General features: G+C 32.5%; 25 protein-coding genes, 2 pseudogenes and 1 CRISPR repeat array. Of the genes and pseudogenes, 16 read left to right on the top strand and 11 right to left on the bottom strand.

Going from position 1 to position 25037, the window contains the following annotated elements; genetic code table 11:
* Nucleotides 1-257: 257 nt before the first annotated feature.
* The 4 genes and pseudogenes from lipB to Q0929_RS02630 form a co-directional block, all read right to left on the bottom strand.
* A complete protein-coding gene (gene lipB / locus Q0929_RS02645; protein WP_299238034.1) occupies nucleotides 258-836 on the bottom strand; it encodes a lipoyl(octanoyl) transferase LipB in 579 nt (192 codons plus the stop codon).
* Complete coding sequence (locus Q0929_RS02640; protein WP_299238033.1) at nucleotides 833-1261, bottom strand: Rrf2 family transcriptional regulator; 429 nt, start codon at nucleotides 1259-1261, stop codon at nucleotides 833-835. The genes lipB and Q0929_RS02640 overlap by 4 nt, the downstream gene beginning before the upstream one ends.
* A gap of 1 nt (nucleotide 1262) precedes the next feature.
* A complete protein-coding gene (locus tag Q0929_RS02635) occupies nucleotides 1263-1712 on the bottom strand; it encodes a CopD family protein (RefSeq protein WP_299238032.1) in 450 nt (149 codons plus the stop codon).
* Between the two features lie 497 nt (nucleotides 1713-2209).
* Nucleotides 2210-2532, bottom strand: a pseudogene (locus Q0929_RS02630) (IS5/IS1182 family transposase); the annotation flags it as partial.
* Between the two features lie 464 nt (nucleotides 2533-2996).
* On the opposite strand from Q0929_RS02630, the gene Q0929_RS02625 reads away from it, so the two are divergent.
* Genes Q0929_RS02625 through Q0929_RS02590 form a run of 8 tightly spaced genes read left to right on the top strand, consistent with a single transcriptional unit; the run spans nucleotide 2997 to nucleotide 8542 of the window.
* On the top strand, nucleotides 2997-3392 hold the full coding sequence (locus Q0929_RS02625; protein ID WP_299238031.1) for a hypothetical protein: 396 nt from the start codon (nucleotides 2997-2999) through the stop codon (nucleotides 3390-3392).
* Entirely contained in the window at nucleotides 3389-4630 is a 1242-nt protein-coding gene (locus Q0929_RS02620; RefSeq protein ID WP_299238030.1) for a bifunctional 3,4-dihydroxy-2-butanone-4-phosphate synthase/GTP cyclohydrolase II, read from the top strand. The genes Q0929_RS02625 and Q0929_RS02620 overlap by 4 nt, the downstream gene beginning before the upstream one ends.
* Nucleotides 4618-5535, top strand: a complete 918-nt coding sequence (locus Q0929_RS02615; protein ID WP_299238029.1) for a multiheme c-type cytochrome — start codon at nucleotides 4618-4620, stop codon at nucleotides 5533-5535. The genes Q0929_RS02620 and Q0929_RS02615 overlap by 13 nt, the downstream gene beginning before the upstream one ends.
* Nucleotides 5525-5941 (top strand): ribosomal protein S18-alanine N-acetyltransferase, encoded by a 417-nt coding sequence (gene rimI, locus Q0929_RS02610; RefSeq protein WP_299238028.1) that lies wholly within the window; start codon nucleotides 5525-5527, stop codon nucleotides 5939-5941. The genes Q0929_RS02615 and rimI overlap by 11 nt, the downstream gene beginning before the upstream one ends.
* On the top strand, nucleotides 5942-6469 hold the full coding sequence (gene hpt, locus Q0929_RS02605; RefSeq protein WP_299238027.1) for a hypoxanthine phosphoribosyltransferase: 528 nt from the start codon (nucleotides 5942-5944) through the stop codon (nucleotides 6467-6469).
* Between the two features lie 10 nt (nucleotides 6470-6479).
* Nucleotides 6480-7103: a carbonic anhydrase gene (locus Q0929_RS02600; protein ID WP_299238026.1), complete on the top strand. Its 624-nt coding sequence runs from the start codon at nucleotides 6480-6482 to the stop codon at nucleotides 7101-7103.
* A gap of 12 nt (nucleotides 7104-7115) precedes the next feature.
* On the top strand, nucleotides 7116-8030 hold the full coding sequence (gene moaCB, locus Q0929_RS02595; protein WP_299238025.1) for a bifunctional molybdenum cofactor biosynthesis protein MoaC/MoaB: 915 nt from the start codon (nucleotides 7116-7118) through the stop codon (nucleotides 8028-8030).
* Nucleotides 8027-8542 carry a DUF4416 family protein gene (locus Q0929_RS02590; protein WP_299238024.1) on the top strand — a complete coding sequence of 172 codons (516 nt, stop codon included), beginning with the start codon at nucleotides 8027-8029 and terminating at the stop codon, nucleotides 8540-8542. The genes moaCB and Q0929_RS02590 overlap by 4 nt, the downstream gene beginning before the upstream one ends.
* Before the next feature lie 402 nt (nucleotides 8543-8944).
* On the opposite strand, the gene atpC is transcribed toward Q0929_RS02590, so the two are convergent.
* The 7 genes and pseudogenes from atpC to Q0929_RS02555 all read right to left on the bottom strand — a co-directional run bounded on the left by atpC (nucleotide 8945) and on the right by Q0929_RS02555 (nucleotide 17425).
* Nucleotides 8945-9349: an ATP synthase F1 subunit epsilon gene (gene atpC / locus Q0929_RS02585; RefSeq protein ID WP_299238023.1), complete on the bottom strand. Its 405-nt coding sequence runs from the start codon at nucleotides 9347-9349 to the stop codon at nucleotides 8945-8947.
* Nucleotides 9350-9358: 9 nt separating this feature from the next.
* Nucleotides 9359-9652: pseudogene (locus Q0929_RS02580) on the bottom strand (IS200/IS605 family accessory protein TnpB-related protein); the annotation flags it as partial.
* Nucleotides 9653-9969: 317 nt separating this feature from the next.
* Nucleotides 9970-11544 carry an L-aspartate oxidase gene (nadB, locus tag Q0929_RS02575; protein WP_299238022.1) on the bottom strand — a complete coding sequence of 525 codons (1575 nt, stop codon included), beginning with the start codon at nucleotides 11542-11544 and terminating at the stop codon, nucleotides 9970-9972.
* Nucleotides 11534-12526, bottom strand: a complete 993-nt coding sequence (locus tag Q0929_RS02570; RefSeq protein WP_299238021.1) for a YvcK family protein — start codon at nucleotides 12524-12526, stop codon at nucleotides 11534-11536. The genes nadB and Q0929_RS02570 overlap by 11 nt, the downstream gene beginning before the upstream one ends.
* Nucleotides 12523-13542 carry an S-methyl-5-thioribose-1-phosphate isomerase gene (mtnA, locus tag Q0929_RS02565; protein WP_299238020.1) on the bottom strand — a complete coding sequence of 340 codons (1020 nt, stop codon included), beginning with the start codon at nucleotides 13540-13542 and terminating at the stop codon, nucleotides 12523-12525. The genes Q0929_RS02570 and mtnA overlap by 4 nt, the downstream gene beginning before the upstream one ends.
* Nucleotides 13539-14831: a 30S ribosomal protein S12 methylthiotransferase RimO gene (gene rimO / locus Q0929_RS02560; RefSeq protein ID WP_299238019.1), complete on the bottom strand. Its 1293-nt coding sequence runs from the start codon at nucleotides 14829-14831 to the stop codon at nucleotides 13539-13541. Before rimO ends, mtnA begins: the two co-directional genes overlap by 4 nt.
* Nucleotides 14832-15291: 460 nt before the next feature.
* Nucleotides 15292-16164: a CRISPR direct-repeat array (repeat unit 29 nt; unit sequence CTTTATAACCCACACGGTTCAGATGGAAC).
* An 865-nt stretch (nucleotides 16165-17029) separates the two neighbouring features.
* On the bottom strand, nucleotides 17030-17425 hold the full coding sequence (locus Q0929_RS02555) for an EVE domain-containing protein (protein ID WP_012458905.1): 396 nt from the start codon (nucleotides 17423-17425) through the stop codon (nucleotides 17030-17032).
* A 30-nt stretch (nucleotides 17426-17455) separates the two neighbouring features.
* Here Q0929_RS02555 and ruvB point away from each other — a divergent pair, with 30 nt between their 5' ends.
* From ruvB to Q0929_RS02515, 8 genes are all read left to right on the top strand, one after another.
* Nucleotides 17456-18430, top strand: a complete 975-nt coding sequence (gene ruvB, locus Q0929_RS02550) for a Holliday junction branch migration DNA helicase RuvB (RefSeq protein ID WP_299238018.1) — start codon at nucleotides 17456-17458, stop codon at nucleotides 18428-18430.
* Nucleotides 18417-19136, top strand: coding sequence for a DNA/RNA nuclease SfsA (gene sfsA, locus Q0929_RS02545; RefSeq protein WP_299238017.1), 720 nt, complete (start codon nucleotides 18417-18419; stop codon nucleotides 19134-19136). Before ruvB ends, sfsA begins: the two co-directional genes overlap by 14 nt.
* Nucleotides 19106-19726: a trimeric intracellular cation channel family protein gene (locus Q0929_RS02540; RefSeq protein WP_012458902.1), complete on the top strand. Its 621-nt coding sequence runs from the start codon at nucleotides 19106-19108 to the stop codon at nucleotides 19724-19726. The genes sfsA and Q0929_RS02540 overlap by 31 nt, the downstream gene beginning before the upstream one ends.
* Nucleotides 19723-20595 (top strand): peptide chain release factor N(5)-glutamine methyltransferase, encoded by an 873-nt coding sequence (prmC, locus tag Q0929_RS02535; protein WP_299238016.1) that lies wholly within the window; start codon nucleotides 19723-19725, stop codon nucleotides 20593-20595. The genes Q0929_RS02540 and prmC overlap by 4 nt, the downstream gene beginning before the upstream one ends.
* A 295-nt stretch (nucleotides 20596-20890) precedes the next feature.
* Nucleotides 20891-22180 carry a UDP-N-acetylglucosamine 1-carboxyvinyltransferase gene (gene murA, locus Q0929_RS02530; RefSeq protein WP_299238015.1) on the top strand — a complete coding sequence of 430 codons (1290 nt, stop codon included), beginning with the start codon at nucleotides 20891-20893 and terminating at the stop codon, nucleotides 22178-22180.
* A gap of 727 nt (nucleotides 22181-22907) precedes the next feature.
* Nucleotides 22908-23333 (top strand): hypothetical protein, encoded by a 426-nt coding sequence (locus tag Q0929_RS02525; RefSeq protein ID WP_299238014.1) that lies wholly within the window; start codon nucleotides 22908-22910, stop codon nucleotides 23331-23333.
* A 13-nt stretch (nucleotides 23334-23346) separates the two neighbouring features.
* Complete coding sequence (locus Q0929_RS02520; protein WP_299238013.1) at nucleotides 23347-24084, top strand: LytTR family DNA-binding domain-containing protein; 738 nt, start codon at nucleotides 23347-23349, stop codon at nucleotides 24082-24084.
* Nucleotides 24085-24094: 10 nt separating this feature from the next.
* Nucleotides 24095-25030, top strand: coding sequence for a DUF1722 domain-containing protein (locus Q0929_RS02515; RefSeq protein WP_299238012.1), 936 nt, complete (start codon nucleotides 24095-24097; stop codon nucleotides 25028-25030).
* The last annotated feature ends 7 nt before the right edge of the window (nucleotides 25031-25037 follow it).

Genomic DNA, 25037 nt, shown 5'->3' with positions numbered 1-25037 from the left:
TTATTAATAGGTTTTTAACAATGAATAATTATTAGCGTAGTGTATAATTAATTAAAGAAAAGCAATAAAACGTATGCAGAAAAAAATAGACTATTCTATGATTTTCTATTATTGGACAAAGCATATACAATTTCGTCTTAGTTTATTGCAATATAAAACAGAGACTGTTTCAAAAACAACATCGTCATTATAAGCTAAGCGAAGAATCTCCACCTTTTACCTCCCGCTCTCTCATTTACTCACCTTTATCTCATTTTTCACCTTTGAAAATTCTCTAATATGCTATTCGTTATTCTACTGACTAACTCATCTAATTCAATCTCAATGCCTTCATTGATTAAGGATGTTGCAACGTAACCATCTAAATTACATGGTTTTATTAGATTAAATTTATCTAAATCAACCGAATGATTTACAGCTACGCCATGCAAAGAATAACCTTTGCTATACTTAAACCCTATTGATGCAAGCTTTCTATTTTCAATGTAAAATCCAGGATTTTTAAAATCATGATAAATTTTTTCACAAAGAGATTTAAAGACAATATCAAAAGACTTAACTACTTTTTTATAAAAAACAATTGGGCTTTTAACTTTAAAAATAAAATAAAAAATCGGCTGACCGGGTCCGTGAAACGTTATAGACCCGCCCCTATCTGTTTTTATCACATTTACAGGAAAATTTTTATTTTCATTTTGACCTACCGTATAAACATCATAATGCTGACATATCAAAAGATAGTTTTTATTATTCTCTAATGCTTTTTTATGAAAATCTTTCATAATACTTAAACCGTCTTGATAATCAATCAATCCAAGATTTACAATTTCTATCATAATTTTACGTTGCTAATTCTTCCTTGCTTAATATCTTCCACTATATCTTTAAGAGATGTGTTAAAAAGATTATACAAATGATTTCTCTCAACGACCCATCTATTATGAATGGCACATGGATTTTCATCACTACATTCCTCGAACCCTAAAATACAAGATTTGAATAATCTATCATCATCTAATGATTTAATAATGTCTATTATTTTTATGCTTTCTATTGGCTGTTTAAAAACTATACCACCCTTTGGACCTCTATAAGAATCAAGAATTCCAGATTTTACAAGTTTTTGAACGTTTTTTGCTAAATAATGGAAAGGAAGATTTAATTTTTCAGCTATTTCTTTTACGGAAACATAGCTTTTCTCTTGATTTATAGCAAGATAGATTAAAGCTCTTATACAATCTTTAACAGATTCTGATAACATCTTAACCCCCAAATCTCAATTTTGCTGCATAATAGATAATAACCACTCCAATTATGAGATTGATTATTCCAATAATTCGTGTCATTATTCTAAATTTTTCATTTAAATGGGACCTTGGACCAAAGTATAGGTCATGTAATACTGCTAAAAAGAAAGTTAGCAAGAAAAGCTGAATCTTATCATGCAGTGTTGATGCATACTCAGAGGACCTGTTTATCAAATCGTTAAAAGAAACACCTAAATTATGCATGTTTCCTATTCCGGTAATAAAAAGCAAAGGTAAGCCTATAAACGTTCCAATAATAGAAAATCTTTTCCCAACTTTTTGAAATACCTCAACACTGTTTGGTAGATTTCTGACATATGGAGATAGTACAAAAACCATAAATAGCATACCGCCTATCCATAATGTAGCCAAAATTATATGAATTGTTAAGACTAATTCTTTCACAGTAAACTCCTTTAAAATTAAAGACAATTTTATCCTAAAATTAAGTTCAATGCAAGATATTGTCCAAGTCGAAAATAAGATTTCAAAAATACTTAACCGCTACATCCCTCCAAAGATATCAAAATAATCTTAAAAAAGATTAGACTTTACCGAAAACTTTTTCCAAAAGCCGGGAATTATATCACATTTTTTTTAAATTTTTTTAACCAACATTAAATCATTTATTACTGAAAAATTTAGATTTGTAGCTCAAACTTCGTAAGGTATGGTTAACATTTATCTTATCTTTATTACTTTTTACTGACCCTGTTCCAAAAATCAAAAAACTTCTTCTCAAAATTAAGATGAGGGTGTCCCAAAATTTTTGTAAATTTATCTTTCCTTGCTATCCTGAGATCGAAGACCAAAGGATCTCTTTTTTGATTTTTTGACTTGAAAAGAAAAATATGAGATTCTTCGCCGGCTGCAGAATGACAATTTGAGTTTTTGGAACACTCTTAAATTAAGATTGATAAGATAAATAAAAATACACAAATTAAAATCATGTAGAAATTCCAAAATCTTCTCTTTTAACTCTAAACACTGAATTTGCTTTGTTCTTTATTTTCCTTTGATAACTGTCTCAATAGATGCTTTATTTTTATTCTAAGAGTTTGCTTTATCTTTATAGCAGGAATAAGTCCAATGTCTAAGATTTTTTGTATTACACTTATTGAATCATAACCTTTATCAGCTATAAAAAGTTAGTCTTTTGATAAAATCTACTTTGCTTATAAATATCTCCATAGGCAAAACCTGTAGCATTTGCTATGTAGCACCGTTCTGTTTTTCTCATGTAAACATTCCATTTTTTGATTTTGTGTATTTAATTTTAACTGAGAAAATAATACGTCGGGTGAGAAGTTCATTAAAAACATAAGATTTTTCGCCGGCTGCAGAATGACGAATAAGGTTATCCTTCCTTAACACTTATTAATCAACCTTTTCCTTGTCATCCTAAGGCTGTAAGGCCAAAGGATCTCATTTTTAAATTTTACAAAAACCGCTAATTTCTCACCCAAGGTATTATTATAAAACTTATTCTCTTAAAGTTTAAAAATTTTTGGTATACTTAATATACGATGGCAGGTTAAAGAAAGATTGAATGGTAAGCATTAGAGGAAGAATAACTTTGTTTGCCATCCTACAGCCAGCGAAGAATCTCCTACCTCTTTTATCGAATTTGAATATTGAATTTTTCATCCGATATATTTAATAGGGATTATATTAAAAAGGAAGCAATAAATGAAAAAATGGTTAATTATACTAATTTTAATAGCGATAGGTTATTATGTCTCTCAAAACGTTGGAAAATGGCAAGAAAAATATCATTCGGTTGTTTTTGAAGAAAGTAACAATAAATCAAATGAAGAAAATTCTTCAATTACATATAAAACTTCTATAGATAAGCTTAAATCATTAAAAGAAGAAGACAAAAACCAATCTGAAAATTCTGATGCAAATGAAGAAAAACCAAAGGATAAAGACAAAGAAGCAGAGAAAAAGGCAGAAGAAGAGATTAGGAAATTAGTTGGGGTTCAGCCGCCTAAAAAAGAAGAGTCGTTTATTGAAACGATTATTGAAAAAGTAGAAAATTTTATTAAAATGATTAAAGAAAAGATTTTTGGGGGAAGTCAATGACAGATTTTAAATTTAACACCATAGATGAAGCCATAGAAGATATTCTAAACGGAAAAATGGTTATTGTTGTAGATGACCCAGACAGAGAAAATGAAGGAGACCTTGTTTGTGCAGCAGAAAAGGTAACGCCAGAAATCATAAATTTTATGGCAAAAGAAGGTAGAGGGTTAATCTGCTTAACTATGCTACCGGAAAGACTTAAAGAGCTTGATATCCAACTAATGACAACAAACAACACAGACCCAAAAGGCACTGCTTTTTGTGTATCTATTGATGCACATCCAAAATATGGAATAACAACAGGTATATCTGCTTATGAAAGAGCAACTACGATAAAATTAGCAGTTAGTCCAGAAGCTAAACCACAGGATTTTGTAAGACCGGGACACGTATTCCCATTGATGGCTAAAAAAGGTGGAGTATTAGAAAGAACAGGACATACAGAAGCTTCTGTTGACCTTGCAAGACTTGCAGGTTTATATCCTGCCGGCGTTATATGTGAAATTATGAAAGAAGATGGCACAATGGCAAGACTTCCAGATTTGATGGAGTTTGCCAAAAAACATAATCTTAAAATCATTACAATTGCAGACTTAGTTAAATACAGATTAAAAAAAGAAAAGCTTGTTTCAAGAGAAGCAGAGGCATTCTTACCTACAAAGTATGGTGTGTTTAAGATATATGGTTATAAAAGTTTAGTTGATAATACTGAGCATGTGGCACTTGTGATGGGAGAGATAAAAGAAGATGAGCCTGTTCTTGTAAGGGTTCACTCAGAATGTTTGACAGGTGATATATTTGGTTCTTTAAGATGTGATTGTCAAAATCAATTACACTTAGCACTTCAAAAGATAGCCGAAGAAGGCAAAGGTGTTTTAGTATACATGAGAGGGCACGAGGGAAGAGGTATTGGAATTATCAATAAACTAAAAGCATACAGGCTTCAAGATGAGGGTTATGATACAGTGGAAGCAAATCATAAACTCGGATTTAATGCAGATTTAAGAGATTTTGGAACAGGAGCCCAAATTTTGTTAGACCTTGGTGTTAGAAAAATGAGACTTATGACGAATAATCCAAGAAAGATAGTAGCTTTAGAAGGTTTTGGACTTGAGATCGTTGAAAGGGTGCCTATTGTTACACAAACAAATCCACATAATGAAAAGTATATAAAAGCTAAAAAAGATAAACTTGGACATATGATAGAAGGATTGGAAGACTTAAAATGCGATATTTAAACTATCTGACACTTTTGATGATATCTATATTTTTAACCTCCTGTGAAAAAGGTTTAGAGTTTTTTCAGGAAAAAGATTTACTTGAAAGACCAACTTCAAAAAGATGTGCAGAATGTCATGAGAATATATACAATCAGTTTAAAGAATCAAGGCATGCAATGTCTTGGATAAGCCCAGAATTTAAAAGAGGAAGTGAAAATTATTCAAAAGAAAAATGTCTTTCATGTCATGCACCTTATGAGATAACAATTAATGAAAAACCAAAGCTTAGAGATGCACACAGAGAGGATGGAGTTAACTGCGTAGCCTGCCACTTTAGAGATTCTACAAAAAGCATGCATGGACCTTACGATGTATTTTCTCCACCCCATCCGTCAACACAAGATTTAACATATACAAAAGCAGAAATATGTTCAGGATGCCATCAAGAAACGTACAAACAATGGAAAATGGTTGGCACGGACAAAAACTGTCAGCAATGTCATATGCCTGCGGAAAAAGGAAGCTTGATTCAAAAATTTCCATTTACATACATGCACTTACCAAAGGAAGTTCATCATCACGGATTTATAGTTCCAAAATCAAAACCAGAATTTTTTGAAGTAAAAGCAGAGAAAACAGACAAGACATTAAAACTCACAATCTTAAATAAAAAAGTTCCCCATAATGTACCAACAGCAGATAACGGAAAGCCTAAATACTACGTTGATGTAACCTTTTTAAAAGGTGGTAAGGATGTTTATTCTGACAGCATAACAGTTCTTCCAAATGATCCATTTGTAAATGGCAAAGAAAAAGTCTTAGAATTTAACTCAGTAGCAGAATTTGACAAAGTTAGAATAGTTTTAAGCAGAAAATTATCTTGGCAGGAAAAACCAGAAAAAATAGCATCCTATGACTTTTAGACCATTAAACCCAAACGAGAAAGAAATAGTAAAAAGTTTCTTAAGAGATATCTTTGAAAAAGATTTTGATGACTCTTTTTTTAGCGAAAACAACAATCCAACAGTTTTAGAAATAAATGGTCAAATCATAGGATTTTTAAGCTACTTTTATATTTTAGATGAAGCAGAGCTTTTTCTAATAGCTGTCAAAAAAGAGTTTCAAGGTTTGGGATATGGTAAAATTTTGTTAGAGTATCTTTTGAATAAGCTAAAAGAGAATAACGTAAAGATTTGCTACTTAGAAGTTTCTTCAAAAAATTCAAGAGCGATCAATCTATATAAAAAGTTTGGTTTTTATGAATATGGTTATAGAGAAAAGTATTATTCAAACTCAGATGATGCAATTTTGATGAAAAAGGAGCTATAAATGGAGATAAGAGGAAGAAAATTAGAACTTTTAATACCGGAAGACAAAATTCAAGAAAAAGTCAAAGAGCTTGCAAAAGCTATAAGTAGAGAATTCAATGGCGAAGAGCTTTATGTTATAGGTATTTTAAAAGGTTCATTTATGTTTTTTGCTGATTTGGTAAGAAATTTGGAAGGAAAAATTTTTATTGATTTTATGCAGGTATCTTCCTATAAAACAGGGATGGAAAGTTTTGGAGAGGTTATCTTTATAAAAGATATGTCTGTTGACATTAAAGATAAAAACGTCTTGATTGTTGACGACATTATAGATACAGGAAGAACTTTAAAAGCTTTAGTTGAAGCGTTATCTTTAAGAGAGCCAAAAAAATTAAAAACCTGTGTGCTTTTAGATAAAAGAGAAAGAAGAGAAGTAGATTATAATGCTGATTTTTACGGGTTTGAAATTCCGGATAAATTTGTGGTTGGATATGGACTTGATTGGGCAGAAGAAGGAAGAAACTTAAAAGAAATTTATGCGGTAGTTTGAGGGGTTTTATATGGGGAAAAAATTATTTGAAGGTATATACAAGTTTAAAAATGAAGATTTTGAAAAATACAAAGATATATTTGAAAAACTTAAGGATAAACAAAATCCACATACATTATTTATTGGATGTTCAGACTCTAGGATAATTCCAGATTTAATAACAAAAACTATGCCCGGCGAGCTTTTTACAGTTAGAAACATAGCCAATATAGTACCACCGTATAGAGATACACAAGAATATGTTGCAACAACTTCTGCCATAGAGTACGCAGTTTTAGTTTTAAATGTTGAAAATATAGTAGTCTGCGGACACTCAAACTGTGGCGGATGTTATAGTGCACTACATAAAGAAAATTTAGAAAACATTCCACATGTTAAAAAATGGATAGAATTGATAGAACCATCGGTCGATTATGCGAAGAAAATTTGTACAGAAAATAATGAACTTAAATTAGAGATGGCAGTTGAACAGATAAACATAGTAAATCAGATTAAAAATCTTTTGACATATCCATTTGTAAAAGAACGATTTGAAGATGGAAAATTAAACATATATGGCTGGTATTATGTCATAGATACTGGAGACATTTATAACTACGATATGGAAGATGGAACGTTTAAACTAATAACTTAGGAGAGAGAAATCATGAAAATGGTAGATGTTTCTATAAAGTTTGAAACTATCCGAGAGGCAACAGCTGAAGGGAAAATATACTTGTCGAAGGAAACGGTAGAGCTTATAAGGAATAAACAAATTCCAAAGGGAGATGTGCTCACAGCTTCTATGATGGCTGGAATGATGGGGGCAAAAAAAACACCTGAGATATTACCTTTTTGTCATCCTATCATGATAGACCAAGCTTTTGTAGAAGTTGAGCTTCATGAAGATGGAGTATATGCAAAATCTTTTGTTAGATGTATTGGTAGAACCGGCGTAGAAATGGAAGCTTTAACGGCAGTTTCTGCTGCACTTTTAAATGTGTATGATATGTGTAAAGCTTTTGATAAAAATATGATTATCTCAGATATTAAACTTTTATCTAAAAAAGGTGGAAAATCTGACTATGAAGAAGACCTTTCTGGCTTAAACTGTGCGGTAATCACTTTAAGTGATTCCTGCTATAAAGGTGAGGCTCAAGACAAAAGCGGAAAAACAGCAATAGATATTATCGAAAATGAATTTGGTGGCAAGGTTGTGGATTATACAATTCTTCCTGATGATAAGGAAAAATTAGTAGAAAAACTCAAATCTTTAATAGATAAAGTCGATATTATCTTTACAACAGGCGGAACAGGATTTAGTAAAAGAGATAATACACCGGAAGCAACGAGAGAAGTGATAGAAAAAGAGATGATAGGCTTTTCCGAAGCTATGAGAATCGTTGGGATTAAATTTACTCCAAAATCTCTTTTATCAAGAGCTGTTTGCGGTATAGCAGGAGACCATACCTTAATAATCAATTTACCAGGTAGCACCGGCGGAGTAAAAGATAATTTAAGAATGATTGCGCCATTGTTAAAACATGCAATCAGAATGGCAAAAGGTGAAAAGAAACATTGAAAAATAAAGCTTTAATTGTTTTTGCCTTAATGTGGAATAAAAATAAACAAGAATACTTAACAAAAGCCATAGATGAGCTACAAAAAAATTTTGGAAGTATTATTCTTCAATCTAAAGAATTTGGCTTAGAATACTCTCATTATTATGAAAAAGAGATGGGAGAAGGTTTGATAAAAAAGTTTGTTCTTTTTGATGAAATAATAGACAAAGAAGACAGTGTAAAAATAAAAAAGTACTCTATGGAGTTAGAAGATAGTTTACGTGTAGATGGGAATAGAACAGTTAATATAGACCCGGTTTATGTTGATGAATATCAAGTTGTAGCACTTAGCCATAAAGACAAGGGTTCAAGAATATATTTATCAAACGGTGTTTATGCTGAGATGCAGCTACTTTACCATCATGGAAGTTTTCAGCCACTATTATGGAGTTATTTAGACTACAAAGAAAACGCTGATTTTTTTAATGAAGTACGAAGAATTTATTTGAAAAGTGAGAAAACAAGGAAGTGAAAAAACTACTACTAATATTTTAGTATACGTCGGGTGAGAAATTTAGTAAAAGTAGGAGATTCTTCGCTTCGCTCAGAATGACAAATAAGGTTGTCCTTCCTTTAACACTTATCAATCAACCTTTTCCTGTCATCCTGAGGACGTAAGTCCGAAGGATCTCCTTTTTAATTTATAAAAACTGCTAATTTCTCACCCAAGATGTGAAAAAACTACTACTAATATTTTAGTATTATACCCCGAGGCTTTAAAAATCCACATCGTCATCCCTCAGGTTGTAAGACCGAATAATCTTATGTTATTAATGTGTTTTAGAAAGAAAGGAACAAAAACCGTAGATTCCTTACAGGCTACAGAATGACGATTCTGGACCTATGTTCTCAGAATTATAAATTACTTATTCATTCAAACCTTAGCAGATGCAAGGTCTAATAAAGTTTGCGACCTTAGTATTTGTTTTTCGTAATGCTCTTTCTCTTCTTCTGAAAGATTTTCATTTTGTAGCTTTTGATTAGCTTCTTCTAAAAGCTTTTTTTCGTTCTCAACATTAATTTTATCAAGCTCAAAAACTTCTTCTACAAGAGCAATAACCTTATCGCCTCTAACATCTAAAACACCATAAGTTACTGCAAATTCTTTTACTTCTCCGTCAGCTTTCTCAATTCTTAATTTTCCGGGAGTTATATTTGTAAGTAGTAGCATATGATTTTCAAGAATACCAATTTCGCCATCGGCTGTTGTAATTACAGTCTGATAAACATCACCACTAAATACACTACCTGTTGGAGTAACTACGTCCAATCTATACATTTTTCCTGGTCAACCAAACTGTATAAAACTCGCACAGTTTGGGTTGGGGTATTTGTATTCCGCCATTTCAGACACTTCCGACCCCAACAGGCGGTATTTTGGAAGTGTCCTATCAGCCACTGCTATCCAATCCTTTGAAATTATAACACGCTTCAAAGAATAAAGATCTTTGTAAGACCTTTCAAGACAGCAAAAGCCTGAGACTATGGAAAGAACTTGCCAGCTTTTATGTCTACCTGTGGGCAGACCTCTCATCTGCTACTTCCATTGGTTGACAGGTTTTTGGGTAGCTGTCTTACTTTTCCATTTTCTACAGGAGCTGTCAATCTTTTTTTCATAATTAATCAATAGTATTCTATTGCTTCCGTATATCTCTTCACACTTTTTGTAGTTAATAGTTTTCTATTTATAATAATTTATTATTTTACACTTTTTTACGGAAAATAGCAACTATTGTAATAAGAGTGTTCCAAAATTCCCGTAAGTTTGCCTTTCCTTGTCATCTCGAGGTCGTAATATCGAAAGATCTCTTTTTTGATTTTTTGATTTGAAAAGAAAATTATGAGATTTTTGCCGGCTGCAGAATGACGATTTGAGTTTTTGGAACATCTTTACTGTTGTCACTTCCTATGGTTTATTTTAAAATTTTTTTCTAAGATTGAATGTTTTTTAAACTCCTCGTTTTCCTCCGGAAAATCAATTCTGTAATGAACACCTCTGCTTTCTTCTCTTTTCAAAGCTGCTTCACATATACCTTTTCCAAGAATTATTAAATCTTTGAGATATCTAACATTACAGAATTTATCTATTGAATTATATAGATTTTCTAAGTCTAAAATAGCGCTTTCTAAACTTTCTCTGCTTCTAATTAGCCCTGCCTTTTCCCACATGATAGTTTTTATATTCTTTAAAACTTCAGCCCTTTCTTCTTTGCTTAACTGTTCTTTTGTTTGTGTTTCATTTTTAATATCTACATCTAATATATTAGCATAAATATTGTGTAAATATACAGTATATGCTGTTTTATATCCGGATACTATGCACTCCAAAAGCGAATTGCTTGCAAGTCTGTTTGCTCCATGGACGCCTGTTGACGAAGTTTCACCAACTGCAAAAAGTCCTTTTATATCCGTTTTTCCGTTTAAATCTGCTTTTATGCCACCTATCGTATAATGGGCAGATGGGCTTACCGGTATTCTTGTTTCGTTTTCAAGACCGAATTCTTTCAACATACTATAAACATTAGGAAATCTTTCTTTAAAGTCAATACCTTTTTCTAATAAAGGTTTTATGTCTAAAAATACTTTATGTCCTTCTTGGTATTTTTTAAATATTGCTTTAGCTACTTCATCTCTTGGTTTTAGCTCATCGATAAATCTTTCACCGTTTTCATCAACAAGTATAGCACCTTCTCCTCTTACTGCTTCTGATATAAGCCATCCTGGTTTTCCTTCTAAGTAAATAGCTGTTGGATGGAACTGAACAAACTCTAAATCCATAAGCTCACAGCCTGCCCTATAAGCAACAGAGATTGTATCTCCTGCCACATTGTAAGCAGAGGTATTTCGTAAATATATTGCACTATAGCCACCTGTTGCTAAAACGATAGATTTAGACCTTATCACCTTTTGACTGTTTCCATCTGACAGGATAATTCCTACGTATCTATCTTCATCTGTTAAAATCTCTTCTAAATAATAGCCATCTGCTAAGCTTACTTTATCTTTCACATACGACAGCAGAGTTTTTCCTATCTCATAACCTGTTTTGTCTTTTGAGTGTAAGACTCTATTTCTTGAATGTGCCCCTTCTCTTGTAAGTTTAATAAAACCTTTTTCATCTCTATCAAAATTTACACCAATATTGATTAAATCTATGACCCTTTCTAATCCTTCTTCAACAAGAAGTCTAACGTTTCTTTCTATGCATAGACCTTTACCTGCTTTTAATGTATCTTCATAGTGTAATTCTGTAGAATCTTCCGGAGAGATTGCAGCGGCTATTCCACCCTGAGCTAAGAAAGAGTTTGATATACCCGGCTTTTTCTTTGTTATGAGTAGTGGTTTTATGCCAAGCTGCAAGAGATAATAAGCGGTAGAGATGCCGGCAAGTCCGGTTCCAACAATAATCGTATCAACCCTTTCTTCCGGTAATTCTTTTGTATTAAAACAGGTTAAATATCTATTAAACTGCATGCACTTTTAAATTGTTGATAATTTCTAAAATTGCTGCATCTAATTTTTTAGGACTATGTCTTGCATAGTTTCCTTCGTCTAATAAATCTTTTGCATAAACTGTAAGTCCCATTCTTGATAGATTTCCAACATCTGCCACAACAGGCTCTGAATTTTCTTTTAAGTATCTTTTGAGAACTTCATCCGGTGGAATGGTTGTATTTAGCAGTACTGCATTTAAAAATGTTGACTCTTCATCACCTGTTACTATTTTATTTAGTGCTTTTACATGGTCTGAAGCTGTAAAGCCATCTGTTTCACCATACTGAGTCATGACGTTGCATATGTAAAGCTTAAAAGCTTTTGAGTTTAATACAACATCTCTTATATCTTTTATAAGCAGGTTAGGAATTATACTTGTAAACAAGCTACCCGGTCCAAGTATTATCATATCTGCATCTAATATACTATCTACAGCTTTTTGTGGAGCTCTTACATCCTCCGGCTCAAGCCATATCCTTTTTATCTTTGCGATTAATTTTCTACCATACTCTGTAATTTCAACTTCACCTTTAATGATATTTCCATCTGTAAACTCTGCTACCAAATTTACCATGGAATCTGTAGATGGAATTATATGACCTTTAATTTTTAAGATTTTGGATGTTATTTCTACAGCTTCTAAAAAATCTCCTGTAATTTTTGTCAAAACAGTCAAAAATAAATTTCCAAAGCTATGACCTTTCAGACCTTCCCCTTCTTCAAATCTATACTGCATTACTTTTGTTAGTATATCCTCATCTTCAGCCAAAGCTGTAATACAGTTTCTAACATCCCCAGGAGCAGGTATGTTAAGCTCTTTTCTTAAAATCCCGGTGCTTCCCCCATTATCAGAAACCGTAACTATAGCTGTCAAATCCTGTATTATGTCCGGGACAAAATACTTTAATCCTCTTAAAAGTGTGCTTAATCCAGTTCCCCCACCAATTGCTACAACTTTCATGATAACTTTCTCCCAAAAAATTTTAAAATTTTTTCCTTATTTGGCTTTTCTATTATACCTTTTTCTGTTATTATAGCTGTAATATTTTCTGCAGGTGTTATGTCAAATGAGTAGTTTAATGCTTTAGACTGCTGCGGTGCAACTTTACAGCAGTGACAGTTTTTTACTTCATCTTCGTTTCTTTCTTCAATTGGTATTTCATCTCCAGATTCTAAGTTAAAATCAAAGCTAGAGCTTGGAGCTGCAACATAGAGCGGAATATTGTGATGTTTTGCAAGGATTGAAAGGCTATAAGTTCCTATTTTATTTGCTACATCACCGTTTAATGTTATTCTATCGGCACCAACTACGATTACATCTATCATTCCTTTTTTAATTAAAAAGCCGGCTGATGAGTCTGTAATTATATAATGAGGTATCCCCTCTTGCAAAAGCTCCCAAGCGGTCAATCTTGAACCTTGTAGATAAGGTCTTGTTTCATCTACGTAAACGGTTATATCTTTATCATTTTCAAATGCAGACCTTATGATTCCAAGAGCTGTTCCCCAGCCGGCAGTTGCCAATGCACCGGTATTACAATGGGTTAAAATGTTTGCTTTCTTTGGAATTAAAACCTCTCCGTATCCACCAATCGACCTGTTTGCGTGATAATCTTCTACTTCTATTCTCTTTGCCTCTTTTAGAAGCAGGTTTAAATCATTTCCGTATTTTTCATAGATAGATTTCATTCTATCAAGAGCCCAAAACAGGTTTACTGCCGTTGGTCTTGTCTGTTTTAATCTTTCATAAACTTGAATGTAATCAATGCCTTCTTTTATTCCTGTATAAAATCCATATGCTCCAACTATTCCGATTAACGGAGCACCTCTAACAATCATATCTTTTATTGCTTTTTCATAGTCTGCTAAGGTTTCAAGCTTTTCCCATACTAACTCATGTGGAAGTTTTAACTGATTTATTACATATAAAACATCATCTTTAAGTTCTAACGGCTTTATATCTTTTAACTTTCTCACTCAGCTTCTCCAACAACATCGTATTTATCGATAGTATCTTTTATTCTTACTTTTATAATATCTCCAACATTAACAGGTTCTGTTGTTTCTACGTATACAACGCCGTCTATCTCAAAAGCACTTCTATAGCTTCTTCCAATTGGCAGGGTTTCCCATTCTTCCGAAAATCCATCAATTATTATATCTAATTCTTTGCCTATTAAGCTTTTATTTTTCTGTTCTGTGATGTTTTCTTGCAATGCTGTAATTTCATTAAATCTTCTGATTTTTTCTTTTTTTGGGATTTTGTCTTTATGTTTTTGGTAAGCAGGCGTTCCTTCTTCATGGGAATATACAAAAACACCAAGCCAATCAAACTGAGCTTCTTGTATAAAATTTTTCAAGCTTTCAAAATCCTCTTCTGTCTCTGTTGGATAGCCTACAATAACAGAGCTTCTGATTGTCATATCTGGCGTGTATTTTTCTTTCCAATGTAGGATTTGATAAAGTTTTTTCTTTCTGTATCCTCTCATCATATCTTTTAAGATTTTATCTTCTGAGTGTTGAATTGGCATTTCTATATAATGAAGAATTTTTTCACTGTCTTTTATGAATTTAAAGAAATCCTCATCTACTGTTGATGGATAAAGATAGTAAAGTCTTATCCATTTTATGCCATCTATTTTTTCAAGCTGCTTTAAAAGTTCAAACAACATCGGTTTTCCGTATAAATCATATCCGTAGTAGCTTGTATCTTGAGATACGATGTTTAACTCTTTAACGCCTAAATCTGCAAGGTATTTTGCTTCTTCTACCAGAGCTTTTATTGGCTTACTTCTATGTTTTCCTCTTATGTTTGGAATGGCACAAAAACTACATGTATGGTCGCATCCTTCAGAGATTTTTAGGTAGGCTGTGTGTTTTGGAGTTGATATTATTCTTTTTGTGTTTTCTTTGGGTTTTATGTCAAATAATACTGGAATTTGAGATTGATTTTTTAGGTCAATGAAGTAGTCTACTTCCGGAATTTCTTTTTCAAGTTCTTGTTTATAACGCTCTACCAAACAGCCTGTAACGATTATTTTTTTGTTTGAATTTTGTTTCAGCTTGACAGCTTCTAAGATTGTTTCAATAGATTCTTCTTTTGCAGGCTCAATAAATCCACATGTATTTATTAATATAACATCCGCCTCTTCCGGATTGGCTGTAAAGCTTATATTTTCTTGATTTAACTTTCCAATTAAAACTTCTGTATCTACAAGATTCTTAGGACAGCCTAAGCTTATAAAATTTATCTTTAAGTTTTTCACATAACCCTCTATTTTAAATTAGATTTGAATAAGATAACCTTTTTGACTAAAAATTTCAAGATGGAATGCTGTAAGCGAGACGTGAAAAATGAACCGTGAAATGTAAAAAGAGTTTAAATCTGTCTCACATCTCACTTCCACTTTTCAATTTGCATAACCAACATGGTTCAGATACAGCTTAAACGTAAGACGTAAAACGTGAAGCGTTATTTAAACTATCACCGTTCTTATGAAACATATTACTTCTTACATCTTGCATTTCACTTCACATGACCCACCACACGGTTCAGATGTAAAAATGATTATAATGTAGCCGTAGTCATCAATAATCTCTTTCTAACCCACACGGTTCAGATGGAACTTTAACGTGAGAAGTGAAACGTGGAACGTAAAACGTAGAAGAATTTAAACCAATATCATTCTTTTAAAACGTCTCACGTCTCACATCTCACGTCTCACCTTACAAAACCCACACGGTTCAGATGGAACTCGGCTCATTCTACGGACAAGAGTTTGTGCTTGATAGCTTTCTAACCCACACGGTTCAGATGGAACGGTGTAGAACTAGAGAAGATCACGATGTTCATATTTCTTTCTAACCCACACGGTTCAGATGGAACATGTTTCTTTTCATAGCAGCCTCCTCCATCATTCGGCTTTCTAACCCACACGGTTCAGATGGAACAGTGCTACGAAACTACCTATATAGACATAAAAAACGCTTTCTAACCCACACGGTTCAGATGTAACGGGGATTGGGAGATTCAGATCTTTGTCAGCCTAAATCTTTATAACCCACACGGTTCAGATGGAACTTGTACGTTAGGCATTCTTGATTTTTCAGCTGTCTTTATAACCCACACGGTTCAGATGTAACATGGATATTGTTTGAGCTCCCTGTTCCTGAACCGGACTTTATAACCCACACGGTTCAGATGTAACTCTAATGTTGTTTTAAAGGTTTATGTTAGTTCTCGTCCTTTATAACCCACACGGTTCAGATGTAACCGTCTATACAAATGGAGAAGGATCCTACGTAAAGGTCTTTATAACCCACACGGTTCAGATGGAACGGAATTATCCCTACGATAACGACATTTATAGCCCCTCTTTATAACCCACACGGTTCAGATGGAACTAGATCGAGAACTTTTTAAACTCTCGATCAAGAAATCTTTATAACCCACACGGTTCAGATGGAACTTAAATATCTTGTCAAGGATTTGGAAACTTTTGAAACTTTATAACCCACACGGTTCAGATGGAACAAAATTAATTATAGGAGGGATGTATTATGGTTTATGCTTTATAACCCACACGGTTCAGATGGAACCCCGTTAACTTTTAACTCAAAAATAAATTCGCAAAAACCTTATTCAATTGCCAAGTTGTAAAACATTATACCAAATTTTTAAAAAATCCGCAAGTTGAAGTTTTTTGCAGCAAACCTCGATATACAGAAAATATATTATTATATTTTATTATTTTATCCTTTAACATCCCATCACAAGCCAACCGCTGAAAACCACAAACTCAGAAGCTCGCTGCAAATACCACTCCTTAACTTCCCGATCTTAAAAAATTTTAAAATAAAAAATTACAAATTTTCAAAAAATTAAGCATTAAAAAATTCAAAATTAAAAAGTCTATTTTAACAAACACTTACATTTACTTTTCAAAAAATCTCTTTAAAAACATCACTACACAAGCTTAAATCAAACATCAAAAAATAAAATCACATTACCAATACCTTAGCTTCACTGACTGCTGAATCATTTCACCAACCTATCACATAATCAAACAAAAATAGCTAAGATATTGATAAACCAATCTCCAACGTCTCACTTCTCACGTCTCATGTTTCACTTAAAATAAGCTTGTGTGGGTCACCTATTCAATTGCCAAGGTGCAGTTAAAAAATTAAAAAGCTAATATAAATATACAAAAAAATTTTCTATATGTCAAGCAGAAATTGAGGAGCGTTTCAGGATTCTTGTAAGCTTGCCTTTCCGTGTCATCTTGAGGACAAAGTCCGAAGGATCTCTTTTTGATTTTTTGACTTGAAAAGAAAGGAAGAGATTCTTCGCTTCGTTCAGAATGATATCTTTGAGGTCAAGATTTATCACCACCTGCAGAATGACAGACAAGATTACCACCTAAGACATCTTTACAAGCATATTAAAAATCTTCATCACCTCTCACTCTGTTAACTTTAAAATCAAATTAGCCAAATCGTCCGGAACTTCCATTACAGATAAACGGGGCATTTTAACAAGATAAAAATCTTGAAACTCTTTCATTTTTTTAATCTCTGACAAAGTTAATTTCTTATTCAATCTCTTGTATGGCTGAATATCTACAACATACAAACCATTCTCATCTTGATAAGGCTCAGACACTACTTTACCAATTCCAACGATAGCTTTTTCTTTTCCTGTATGATAGATAAAAACCAAATCACCTTTTTTCATCTGTTTTATAAACTTTTGAGCTAACGGATTTTTCACTCCATTCCAAACAGTTTTACCTTCTTTTTCCAGCATATCATATGAATACTCTTCAGGTTCTGTCTTGGCTAAATAATACCTTGCCATTAAAAAACCTCATGGTAAAATAATACTGTTATGATATCAGAAAAACATTCAATCAGACCACTCAAGCTTGATGATTTTATAGGACAGGAAGAAGTTAAGAAACAGCTTAAAGTTTTTATAGAAGCATGTAAAATTCAAGGAAAAACTCTTGACCATACTATACTTTCAGGACCACCAGGGCTTGGTAAAACAACCCTTGCGACAATTATAGCCAATGAACTTGGGACAAATATAAAAATAACATCTGCACCTGTTTTAGAGAAAAAAGGAGACCTTATAGGACTGCTTACTTCCTTAAAAGAAGGAGATATTTTATTTATTGATGAAATTCACAGACTAACTCCAACATTGGAAGAAATTTTATACTCTGCAATGGAAGATTTTAAAGTGGATGTTATAGTTGGTGGTGGGTCTAACAGGAAGGCAAGGTCTGCCAAAGCCATAAGATTAGACATTAATAAATTTACACTGATTGGAGCTACTACAAGAATAGGCATGTTATCAACGCCTTTAATCTCTCGTTTCGGAATAATTTTAAACCTTGATTTTTATGATGAGAAATCTTTAAAAGAGATCATTTTAAGGTCTGCAAAAATTTTAAACATAGACATTACAGAAGAGGGAGCTTTAGAGATTGCCAAACACTCAAAAGGAACTCCAAGGATTGCAAACAAACTTTTAAAAAGAGTTTATGATTATGCAGTCATTCACAAAAAAGATGTTATAGATAGAGATACAGCCTTTGATGCATTGAGATTTTTATCTATCGGTAAAGACGGAATAGATGGACTGTCTTTAAAATATCTAAAATCTTTGGTTTATCAGTTTAACGGTGGTCCTGTTGGCCTAAACACAATATCTTTTGCAATATCAGAAGACAAAAGAACGATAGAAGAAGTAATTGAACCCTATCTTCTTAAGCTTGGATTTATAAAAAGAACGGCAAAAGGAAGAGTTGCATTACCTACGGCAGTTGAGTATTTAGAAAATTATGAAAATTCTTGATAAATCAGAGTTTCCATCTTTAAAAAAAGCCAAGTTTATAGAGAGATTAAACAGATTTGTTGGACTGATTGAAATTGATGGAAGTATTACAAAATGTCATATTGCAGACACGGGAAGGCTAAAAGAAATTCTCACAAAAGGAAGAGAGATTTTAGTCATAAAAAATAAAGCAGAAAATAAAACAGATTACAAGTTAATATCTGTGAAGATGGAAGAGGGCTACATTCTAATAAATACTTCTTTCCATTCCAAAATAGCAGAAAAAATTATAGAAAAAGGATATCTTGGCTTTAAACCTGAAAAGATAAAAAAAGAGGTTTTGTATCAAGACAGTAGAATAGATTTTGTCATTGATGACAATTTTTATATAGAAGTCAAAGGCTGTAATCTTAAAAAAGGAAAACTCTGTCTATTTCCTGATGCACCAACATCAAGAGGAGCAAAACATATAAAACATCTGATAGAATTAAAAAATAAAGGTTATGAAGCAGGTATTATGATAATTGCATTTAGAGATTGTGAAGAATTTCTGCCAAATTATGAAACAGATAAAGAGTTAAGTAAATACTTCTTAAAAGCGTTAGAAGTTGGAGTAAAATTTTTAGGTTACAAAGTAAGGTTTGATGAGGAATTTAACATTATGTTAAATGGTAGTTTAAACCTGAGTGAGGAGATATGGAGTTTGCAAAAGAAATTTTCTTCATAATGAACATTATAGGGCTTGTAGCTTTTGCTGTAACCGGTTCTTTAAAGGCAATAAAAGAAGGTTTAGACCTGCTTGGAATTACTGTTTTAGGTGTTATGACTGCACTTGGTGGTGGAATTACGAGAGATTTACTTATAAATACAATTCCAAATGCTTTAAAATCCATCACAGATATGAGCGTTGCACTCTTTGGTGTTTGGGTTGCTGTGGTGATGTATAAAGTTGTTAAAGGTGATATTTCAAACAAATACTACATTTTAATTCCTGATGCAATTGGTCTGTCAGCTTTTACTACAACGGGAGCAATCATTGCATACAATGCTGATGTGTCTTTTTTCGGAATTATCATTCTTGCGACACTTACAGGTGTAGGTGGTGGTGTAATTAGTGATTTACTTCTTGGAAAAGTTCCATCTGTACTGAGAGATGATTTTTACGCAAGTTGTAGCATAATAGGATCAATTGGATTTTACATATCTATGGTTTTAACATCAGATTTAACAGTAGCATCTATTGTTTGTAGTTTACTTGTTCTGATGTTTAGAATCGTAGCAATTCTCTATGATTGGAAGCTTCCAAAATTTCAATGAAGTTAAAAGATCTATTTAGTAAAATAACAGAAATCTTTAAAGAATCAAAAATAGAAAATCCGGCGAATGAAGCTTTAATACTGATTTCTAAAATTCTCAATCTTCCAAAACATTACATTATTTCATATCCGGATTTAGAGATATCGGAAGAAGATGCAAAAAAATTAATAGTTTTATCTGAAAAAAGAGCTTCAGGCTATCCTATGGCATACCTTACAAAAAGCAAAGAATTCTTTGGACTTGATTTTTACATAGAAGAAGGCGTCTTAATCCCAAGACCGGAGACGGAGATTTTGGTAGAGAAAGTTATTGAAAAGTTGCAAAATGTTAAGAGGGAGTTAATCGGCTTAGAAGTTGGCGTAGGTAGTGGCTGCATTTCTGTTAGTTTATTAAAAAATATAAAAAACTTGAAAATCATAGGAATTGATATCTTAGAAAAAGCCTTAGAGATTACAGAAAAAAACGCTAAAATTCATAAAGTTTTAGACAGGTTAAAACTTTTTAAGTTTGATATTGTGAATGAAAAAATGAATTCTTTAAACCTTCCAAAGCTTGATTTTGTAGTTTCTAATCCACCATACATAAAAGAAGAAGATTATCAAAAACTTCAAGAAGAAGTAAAAAAAGAGCCAAAAGAAGCTTTAATTTCTGGTAAAGAAGGAACAGAATTTTACGAAAAGATAGTGAATTCTTTAAAAGATTTTCTAAAAGAAGATGGTTTTTTTGCTTTTGAAGTTGGAATAGGTCAAGCTGAAAAGGTAAAGCAAATTTTAGAAGATAAAGGATATAAAAATGTAGAAATCCATAAAGATTTGGCTGGAATTGATAGAGTTGTTATTGGCGAGAGATTTAAAAAAATAGGAGATTGAAAATGAGAATGTTTTAAAATTTTTGTAAGTTTATCTTCATCACGTCATCCTGAGGACTTTAGTCCGAAGAAACACCTCTTTTAAAGAAAGTGAATAAGTGAGAGGCGAGAATTGGAGATTATTCGCCGGCTGCAGAATGACATTATAGAAGCACAAAGGTGGAGATTCTTTGCACGGCTACAGAAAGACGAACAAAGATTAATTAATAATTTTAGACTTAATTAAAATTTTAAAGTATTCTTGATTAAAAATTAGATATAAAGCAAAAAACCTGTTAAAATAAAGGAGAAGAATAATGTTGAAGGAAGATGTTAAGTTGAAGGAAGTATTAATTATAGAAGGTGGAAATAGATTAGAGGGTGTATTAGAAGTTTCTGGGGCTAAAAATGCCGCACTTCCTAATATGGCTGCAACCATCCTAACATCTGATGAAGTAATAATAGAAAACCTTCCAGACCTTTTAGATATAGATACAATGAAAAAGCTTTTACAAGAATTAGGAACAGAAATAAATCACATAAAAGATAAAACATACAGTTTTAAACTTGCTAATCCAAAATCTTACACCGCCCCATACGATTTAGTAAATAAGATGAGAGCATCTATCCTTGTACTGGGTCCAATGCTTGCAAGGTTTGGCTATGCAGAAGTTGCTCTGCCCGGTGGATGTTCTATCGGAGCAAGACCGGTTGATTTACATCTAAAAGCCTTAGAAAAAATGGGAGCCCAGATAAAAATAGAGCATGGATATATAAAAGCCTATGCACCAAAAGGCTTAAAGGGAGCTCATATCTTCTTTGACAAAATCACGGTTACAGGAACAGAAAATATTTTAATGGCTGCATCTTTAGCAGAAGGTCAGACAATTATAGAAAACGCAGCATTAGAGCCGGAGGTTGTAGACCTTGCCGTTATGCTTAAAAAAATGGGAGCAGATATTAAAGGAGAAGGAACCAATAGAATTGTTATAAACGGCGTAAAAGAACTTCACGGAGCTTATCATAAAGTAATTCAAGATAGAATTGAAGCCGGAACTTTTTTAGTATTAGCTGCACTGACAGATGGAAAAATAATAATCAAAAACTATCCAAGTCAATATTTGGAGTATGTGGAAGAAATTTCAAATAAAATCGGCATACACATTGTAAAGCTTTCAGATTACGAAGTTTTAATTAAAAGAGAAGAAAAATTAAGACCTGTAAATATAGAGACAAAAGAATATCCGCTTTTTCCAACAGACCTTCAAGCTCAGTTTATGACTCTACTTTGTTTTGCTGATGGAATATCCGAGATTACAGAAAATATTTTTGAAAATAGATTTATGCATGTTCCAGAGTTAAACAGACTTGGAGCAGATATTGAAATAAAAGGAAAAACTGCTATTATTAGACCTGTTAAGAAATTTACAGGAGCAGAAGTAAAAGCAACAGATTTACGAGCAAGTGCTGCAATGGTAATCGCTGGCTTGGTAGCAGAAGGAGAAACAAAAATATTTAGCATCTATCATTTAGACAGAGGTTATGAACATATAGATGATAAATTAATCAATATCGGCGCTAAGATAAGAAGGGAAATTGTGGAGTAGCAAGGTAAAGAAATTAGTTTTTGTTAGCTTTTTAAGATAATTTTAAACAATGTTATATTTTTTGCATACCTTGGAGTGAGAAATTAATGGTTTTTATGTAATATAAACAATAAGATCCTTTGGCTTACAGCTTCAAGATGACGAAGAAAACTTGATAATCATATACTTGACTAGGGACAACCCTATTCGTCATTCTGCAGCCGGCAAAGAATCTTATTTTTATTGAGTTTCTCACACGAAATATCATCTTATATAAAGATTATCTTAAAAATCACCACAACGATTAAGAGTGTTCCAAAATTCCCTTAAGTTTACCTTTCCTTGTCATCCCGAGGCCGTAATGTCGAAAGATCTCGTTTTTGATTTTTTGATTTGAAAAGAAAATTATGAGATTCTTCGCTTCGCTCAGAATGACAATTTTGATTTTTGGAACAGCCTCCCACAACGATTTTATTCCTGCTTAATCTACAAACTGAAAAATCAATCACATAAAACGACACAATCTCCATTTAAAAGCCTTAGCCACTACTTTACTCTTATAATGTAAATTTATCTTAAGGAGGTGTAAGTCATGTTGCCAGAATCTATGAGGTTTTTAAGAATCGGTTGGTGGGTAGTTCATGTGATTGGAATTAGTCTTGTGTTTTATCTTGGACATAAGTTTGGTAGCGCAATCTTTGGTCAGTGATGCTAAAATTTTTCCTCCCTAACATTAGGGAGGTTTTTTATGTATCTTTTTTTGAAATATCTGCATATACTTGCTGTGATAGGTTGGATTAGCTCTTCAAGCTCTATGTCGTTGTATTTGATTTATAAAACCTTTGTTTTAAAAGATGAAAATCAAGAAAAAGAAAGAAAATTTTACAAATATTTAGTATACTTAGAAGTATTTTTGTTTTCGGCAGTAATATCCCTTGGATTGAGCTTATACTTTTTGTTCTATGAAGATTTTTCAATAACTTGGTTAAGAGTTAAGATTTTGACAGCTTTGCTGTTTTTTGCTCCCATGGAAGCTTTAAATCTTTATTTTGTTGTAAAGGCGAAAAACATAGAAGATTATAAAAGGTATGATAGATTTGTATTGATAATTTCACCATTTTTGATACTTTTCGGACTAATTATTATTTACATGGCTGTTTTTAAGCCAGATTAAAGGAGGTTTGATCATGAATGTTTTTATCGTAGAAGATGAACCAATCGCAAGAGAAAGATTGATTAGACTTTTAAAAGAGATTGGAAACATCAATATTGTTGGAGTTGCTGACAGTAAGGAAAAAGCTCTATCGGAGATGAAAGATAAAGAGATTGATGTGTTATTTTTAGATATTAAGCTTCCAGACGGCACAGGCTTAGAGATTGCAAAAGAAGTCATTGAGAGTATGGATAATCCGCCTTACATAATCTTTGCAACGGCATATGGAGACTTTGCACTTGATGCCTTTAAGGCAAATGCAATAGATTATCTATTAAAGCCATTTACAAAAGAAGACGTAGAAAAAGCATTAGAGAAAATAAAAAATATAGAAAACAAAAGCTTTAACCTTGCAAAGATAGCAACCATTACTACTAACACAGAAATACTCATACCAGTAAAGCATCTTAGCAAGATAGTTCTATTAAAGCCGGATGATATTTATTACATAAAGGCCGAACTTTCTGAGACAGTCATAAGAACAAAGGATAAAGAGTACATTTCTAACAGAAAGCTGTATGAGTTTGAAGATATCTTAAAATACAAAGGTTTTTTTAGAGTTCATAAAAGCTACTTAGTAAATCTTACAAAAATTAAAGAGATGAAGTCAGTAGAACAAAGTAAATTTTTAATCACATTCCAAGATATACCAGACACTTTAAAAACAAGCAGAGATGGTGCAAAATATTTAAGGGATTATCTGAACATTTAAAGGAAAAATCATGAACTACTACAAGCCAAGAATCGTTTTAAGTAGATGTTTAAACATAGAGCCGGTTAGATACAACGGCGGTATTGTAAACGATGAGTTTAGCAAAAAACTTCTTGATTATGTTGAATACATAACAGTTTGTCCAGAGGTAGACATAGGAATGTCTGTTCCAAGACCTTCTGTCTTGCTTTACAAAAAAGACAATCAGATAAGAATGATAGAGCCAAACAGCATGAAAGATTACACAGAAGAGATTATAAACTACTCAGAAAATTTTTTAAAATCTGTTGGAGAAGTTGACGGATTTTTACTAAAAGCAAAATCTCCAAGCTGTGGAGTAAAAGATGCTAAACTTTATCAAGAAAACTTAAAAGGTTTGATAAACGGAAAAAGCAGCGGTTTATTTGCACAAAAGGCTATGGATCATTACTCCTACTTACCGGTGGAAGATGAGGGAAGGTTGAACGACTACTGGATAAGAAGAGACTTTTTAACAAAGATTTTTTCTTATGCAAGATTAAGATATCTGAAGGATAATTATAAAGATATCAACGATTTGCTAAAATTTCACCAAGAACATAAATATTTGCTTATGCTTTATGACCCAAACGCTTTAAAAAAGATGGGAAATATACTTGCAAACTGGAAAAAGTATGGATTAGATGAGACAATGAATCAGTATGTTAATTTATTCTATAGTGCTTTATCTAAAAGGTCAAATTTAAACAAACATTTAAACGTCATCCAGCACATATACGGACATTTCTCAGATAAAATTTCCCAGTCAGAAAAAAAGCATCTACTTAGAATGATAGATAAATTCACAAATAACAGACTTCATCTTGAAGGTCTCCTTGAATACATTAAAAGCTTCATATACAGGTTTAACGACAACTATCTACAATCACAAGTCTATTTGAACCCTTTTCCAGAGGAGTTGATGTAGGAAGTGA

The sequence above is a fragment of the Sulfurihydrogenibium sp. genome (genome assembly GCF_028276765.1).
Lineage (GTDB): Bacteria > Aquificota > Aquificia > Aquificales > Hydrogenothermaceae > Sulfurihydrogenibium.
This window is presented reverse-complemented; position numbering and strand designations above follow the sequence as displayed.

Excerpts from the sequence above, each read along its gene's own strand:
- lipB (WP_299238034.1), bottom strand. The coding sequence starts at position 836 with ATGATAGAAATTGTAAATCTTGGATTGATTGATTATCAAGACGGTTTA.
- Q0929_RS02640 (WP_299238033.1), bottom strand. The coding sequence starts at position 1,261 with ATGTTATCAGAATCTGTTAAAGATTGTATAAGAGCTTTAATCTATCTT.
- Q0929_RS02625 (WP_299238031.1), top strand. The coding sequence starts at position 2,997 with ATGAAAAAATGGTTAATTATACTAATTTTAATAGCGATAGGTTATTAT.
- Q0929_RS02620 (WP_299238030.1), top strand. The coding sequence starts at position 3,389 with ATGACAGATTTTAAATTTAACACCATAGATGAAGCCATAGAAGATATT.
- Q0929_RS02615 (WP_299238029.1), top strand. The coding sequence starts at position 4,618 with ATGCGATATTTAAACTATCTGACACTTTTGATGATATCTATATTTTTA.
- rimI (WP_299238028.1), top strand. The coding sequence starts at position 5,525 with ATGACTTTTAGACCATTAAACCCAAACGAGAAAGAAATAGTAAAAAGT.
- hpt (WP_299238027.1), top strand. The coding sequence starts at position 5,942 with ATGGAGATAAGAGGAAGAAAATTAGAACTTTTAATACCGGAAGACAAA.
- Q0929_RS02600 (WP_299238026.1), top strand. The coding sequence starts at position 6,480 with ATGGGGAAAAAATTATTTGAAGGTATATACAAGTTTAAAAATGAAGAT.
- moaCB (WP_299238025.1), top strand. The coding sequence starts at position 7,116 with ATGAAAATGGTAGATGTTTCTATAAAGTTTGAAACTATCCGAGAGGCA.
- atpC (WP_299238023.1), bottom strand. The coding sequence starts at position 9,349 with ATGTATAGATTGGACGTAGTTACTCCAACAGGTAGTGTATTTAGTGGT.
- nadB (WP_299238022.1), bottom strand. The coding sequence starts at position 11,544 with ATGCAGTTTAATAGATATTTAACCTGTTTTAATACAAAAGAATTACCG.
- Q0929_RS02570 (WP_299238021.1), bottom strand. The coding sequence starts at position 12,526 with ATGAAAGTTGTAGCAATTGGTGGGGGAACTGGATTAAGCACACTTTTA.
- Q0929_RS02555 (WP_012458905.1), bottom strand. The coding sequence starts at position 17,425 with ATGGCAAGGTATTATTTAGCCAAGACAGAACCTGAAGAGTATTCATAT.
- ruvB (WP_299238018.1), top strand. The coding sequence starts at position 17,456 with ATGATATCAGAAAAACATTCAATCAGACCACTCAAGCTTGATGATTTT.
- sfsA (WP_299238017.1), top strand. The coding sequence starts at position 18,417 with ATGAAAATTCTTGATAAATCAGAGTTTCCATCTTTAAAAAAAGCCAAG.
- Q0929_RS02540 (WP_012458902.1), top strand. The coding sequence starts at position 19,106 with ATGGAGTTTGCAAAAGAAATTTTCTTCATAATGAACATTATAGGGCTT.
- prmC (WP_299238016.1), top strand. The coding sequence starts at position 19,723 with ATGAAGTTAAAAGATCTATTTAGTAAAATAACAGAAATCTTTAAAGAA.
- murA (WP_299238015.1), top strand. The coding sequence starts at position 20,891 with ATGTTGAAGGAAGATGTTAAGTTGAAGGAAGTATTAATTATAGAAGGT.
- Q0929_RS02525 (WP_299238014.1), top strand. The coding sequence starts at position 22,908 with ATGTATCTTTTTTTGAAATATCTGCATATACTTGCTGTGATAGGTTGG.
- Q0929_RS02520 (WP_299238013.1), top strand. The coding sequence starts at position 23,347 with ATGAATGTTTTTATCGTAGAAGATGAACCAATCGCAAGAGAAAGATTG.
- Q0929_RS02515 (WP_299238012.1), top strand. The coding sequence starts at position 24,095 with ATGAACTACTACAAGCCAAGAATCGTTTTAAGTAGATGTTTAAACATA.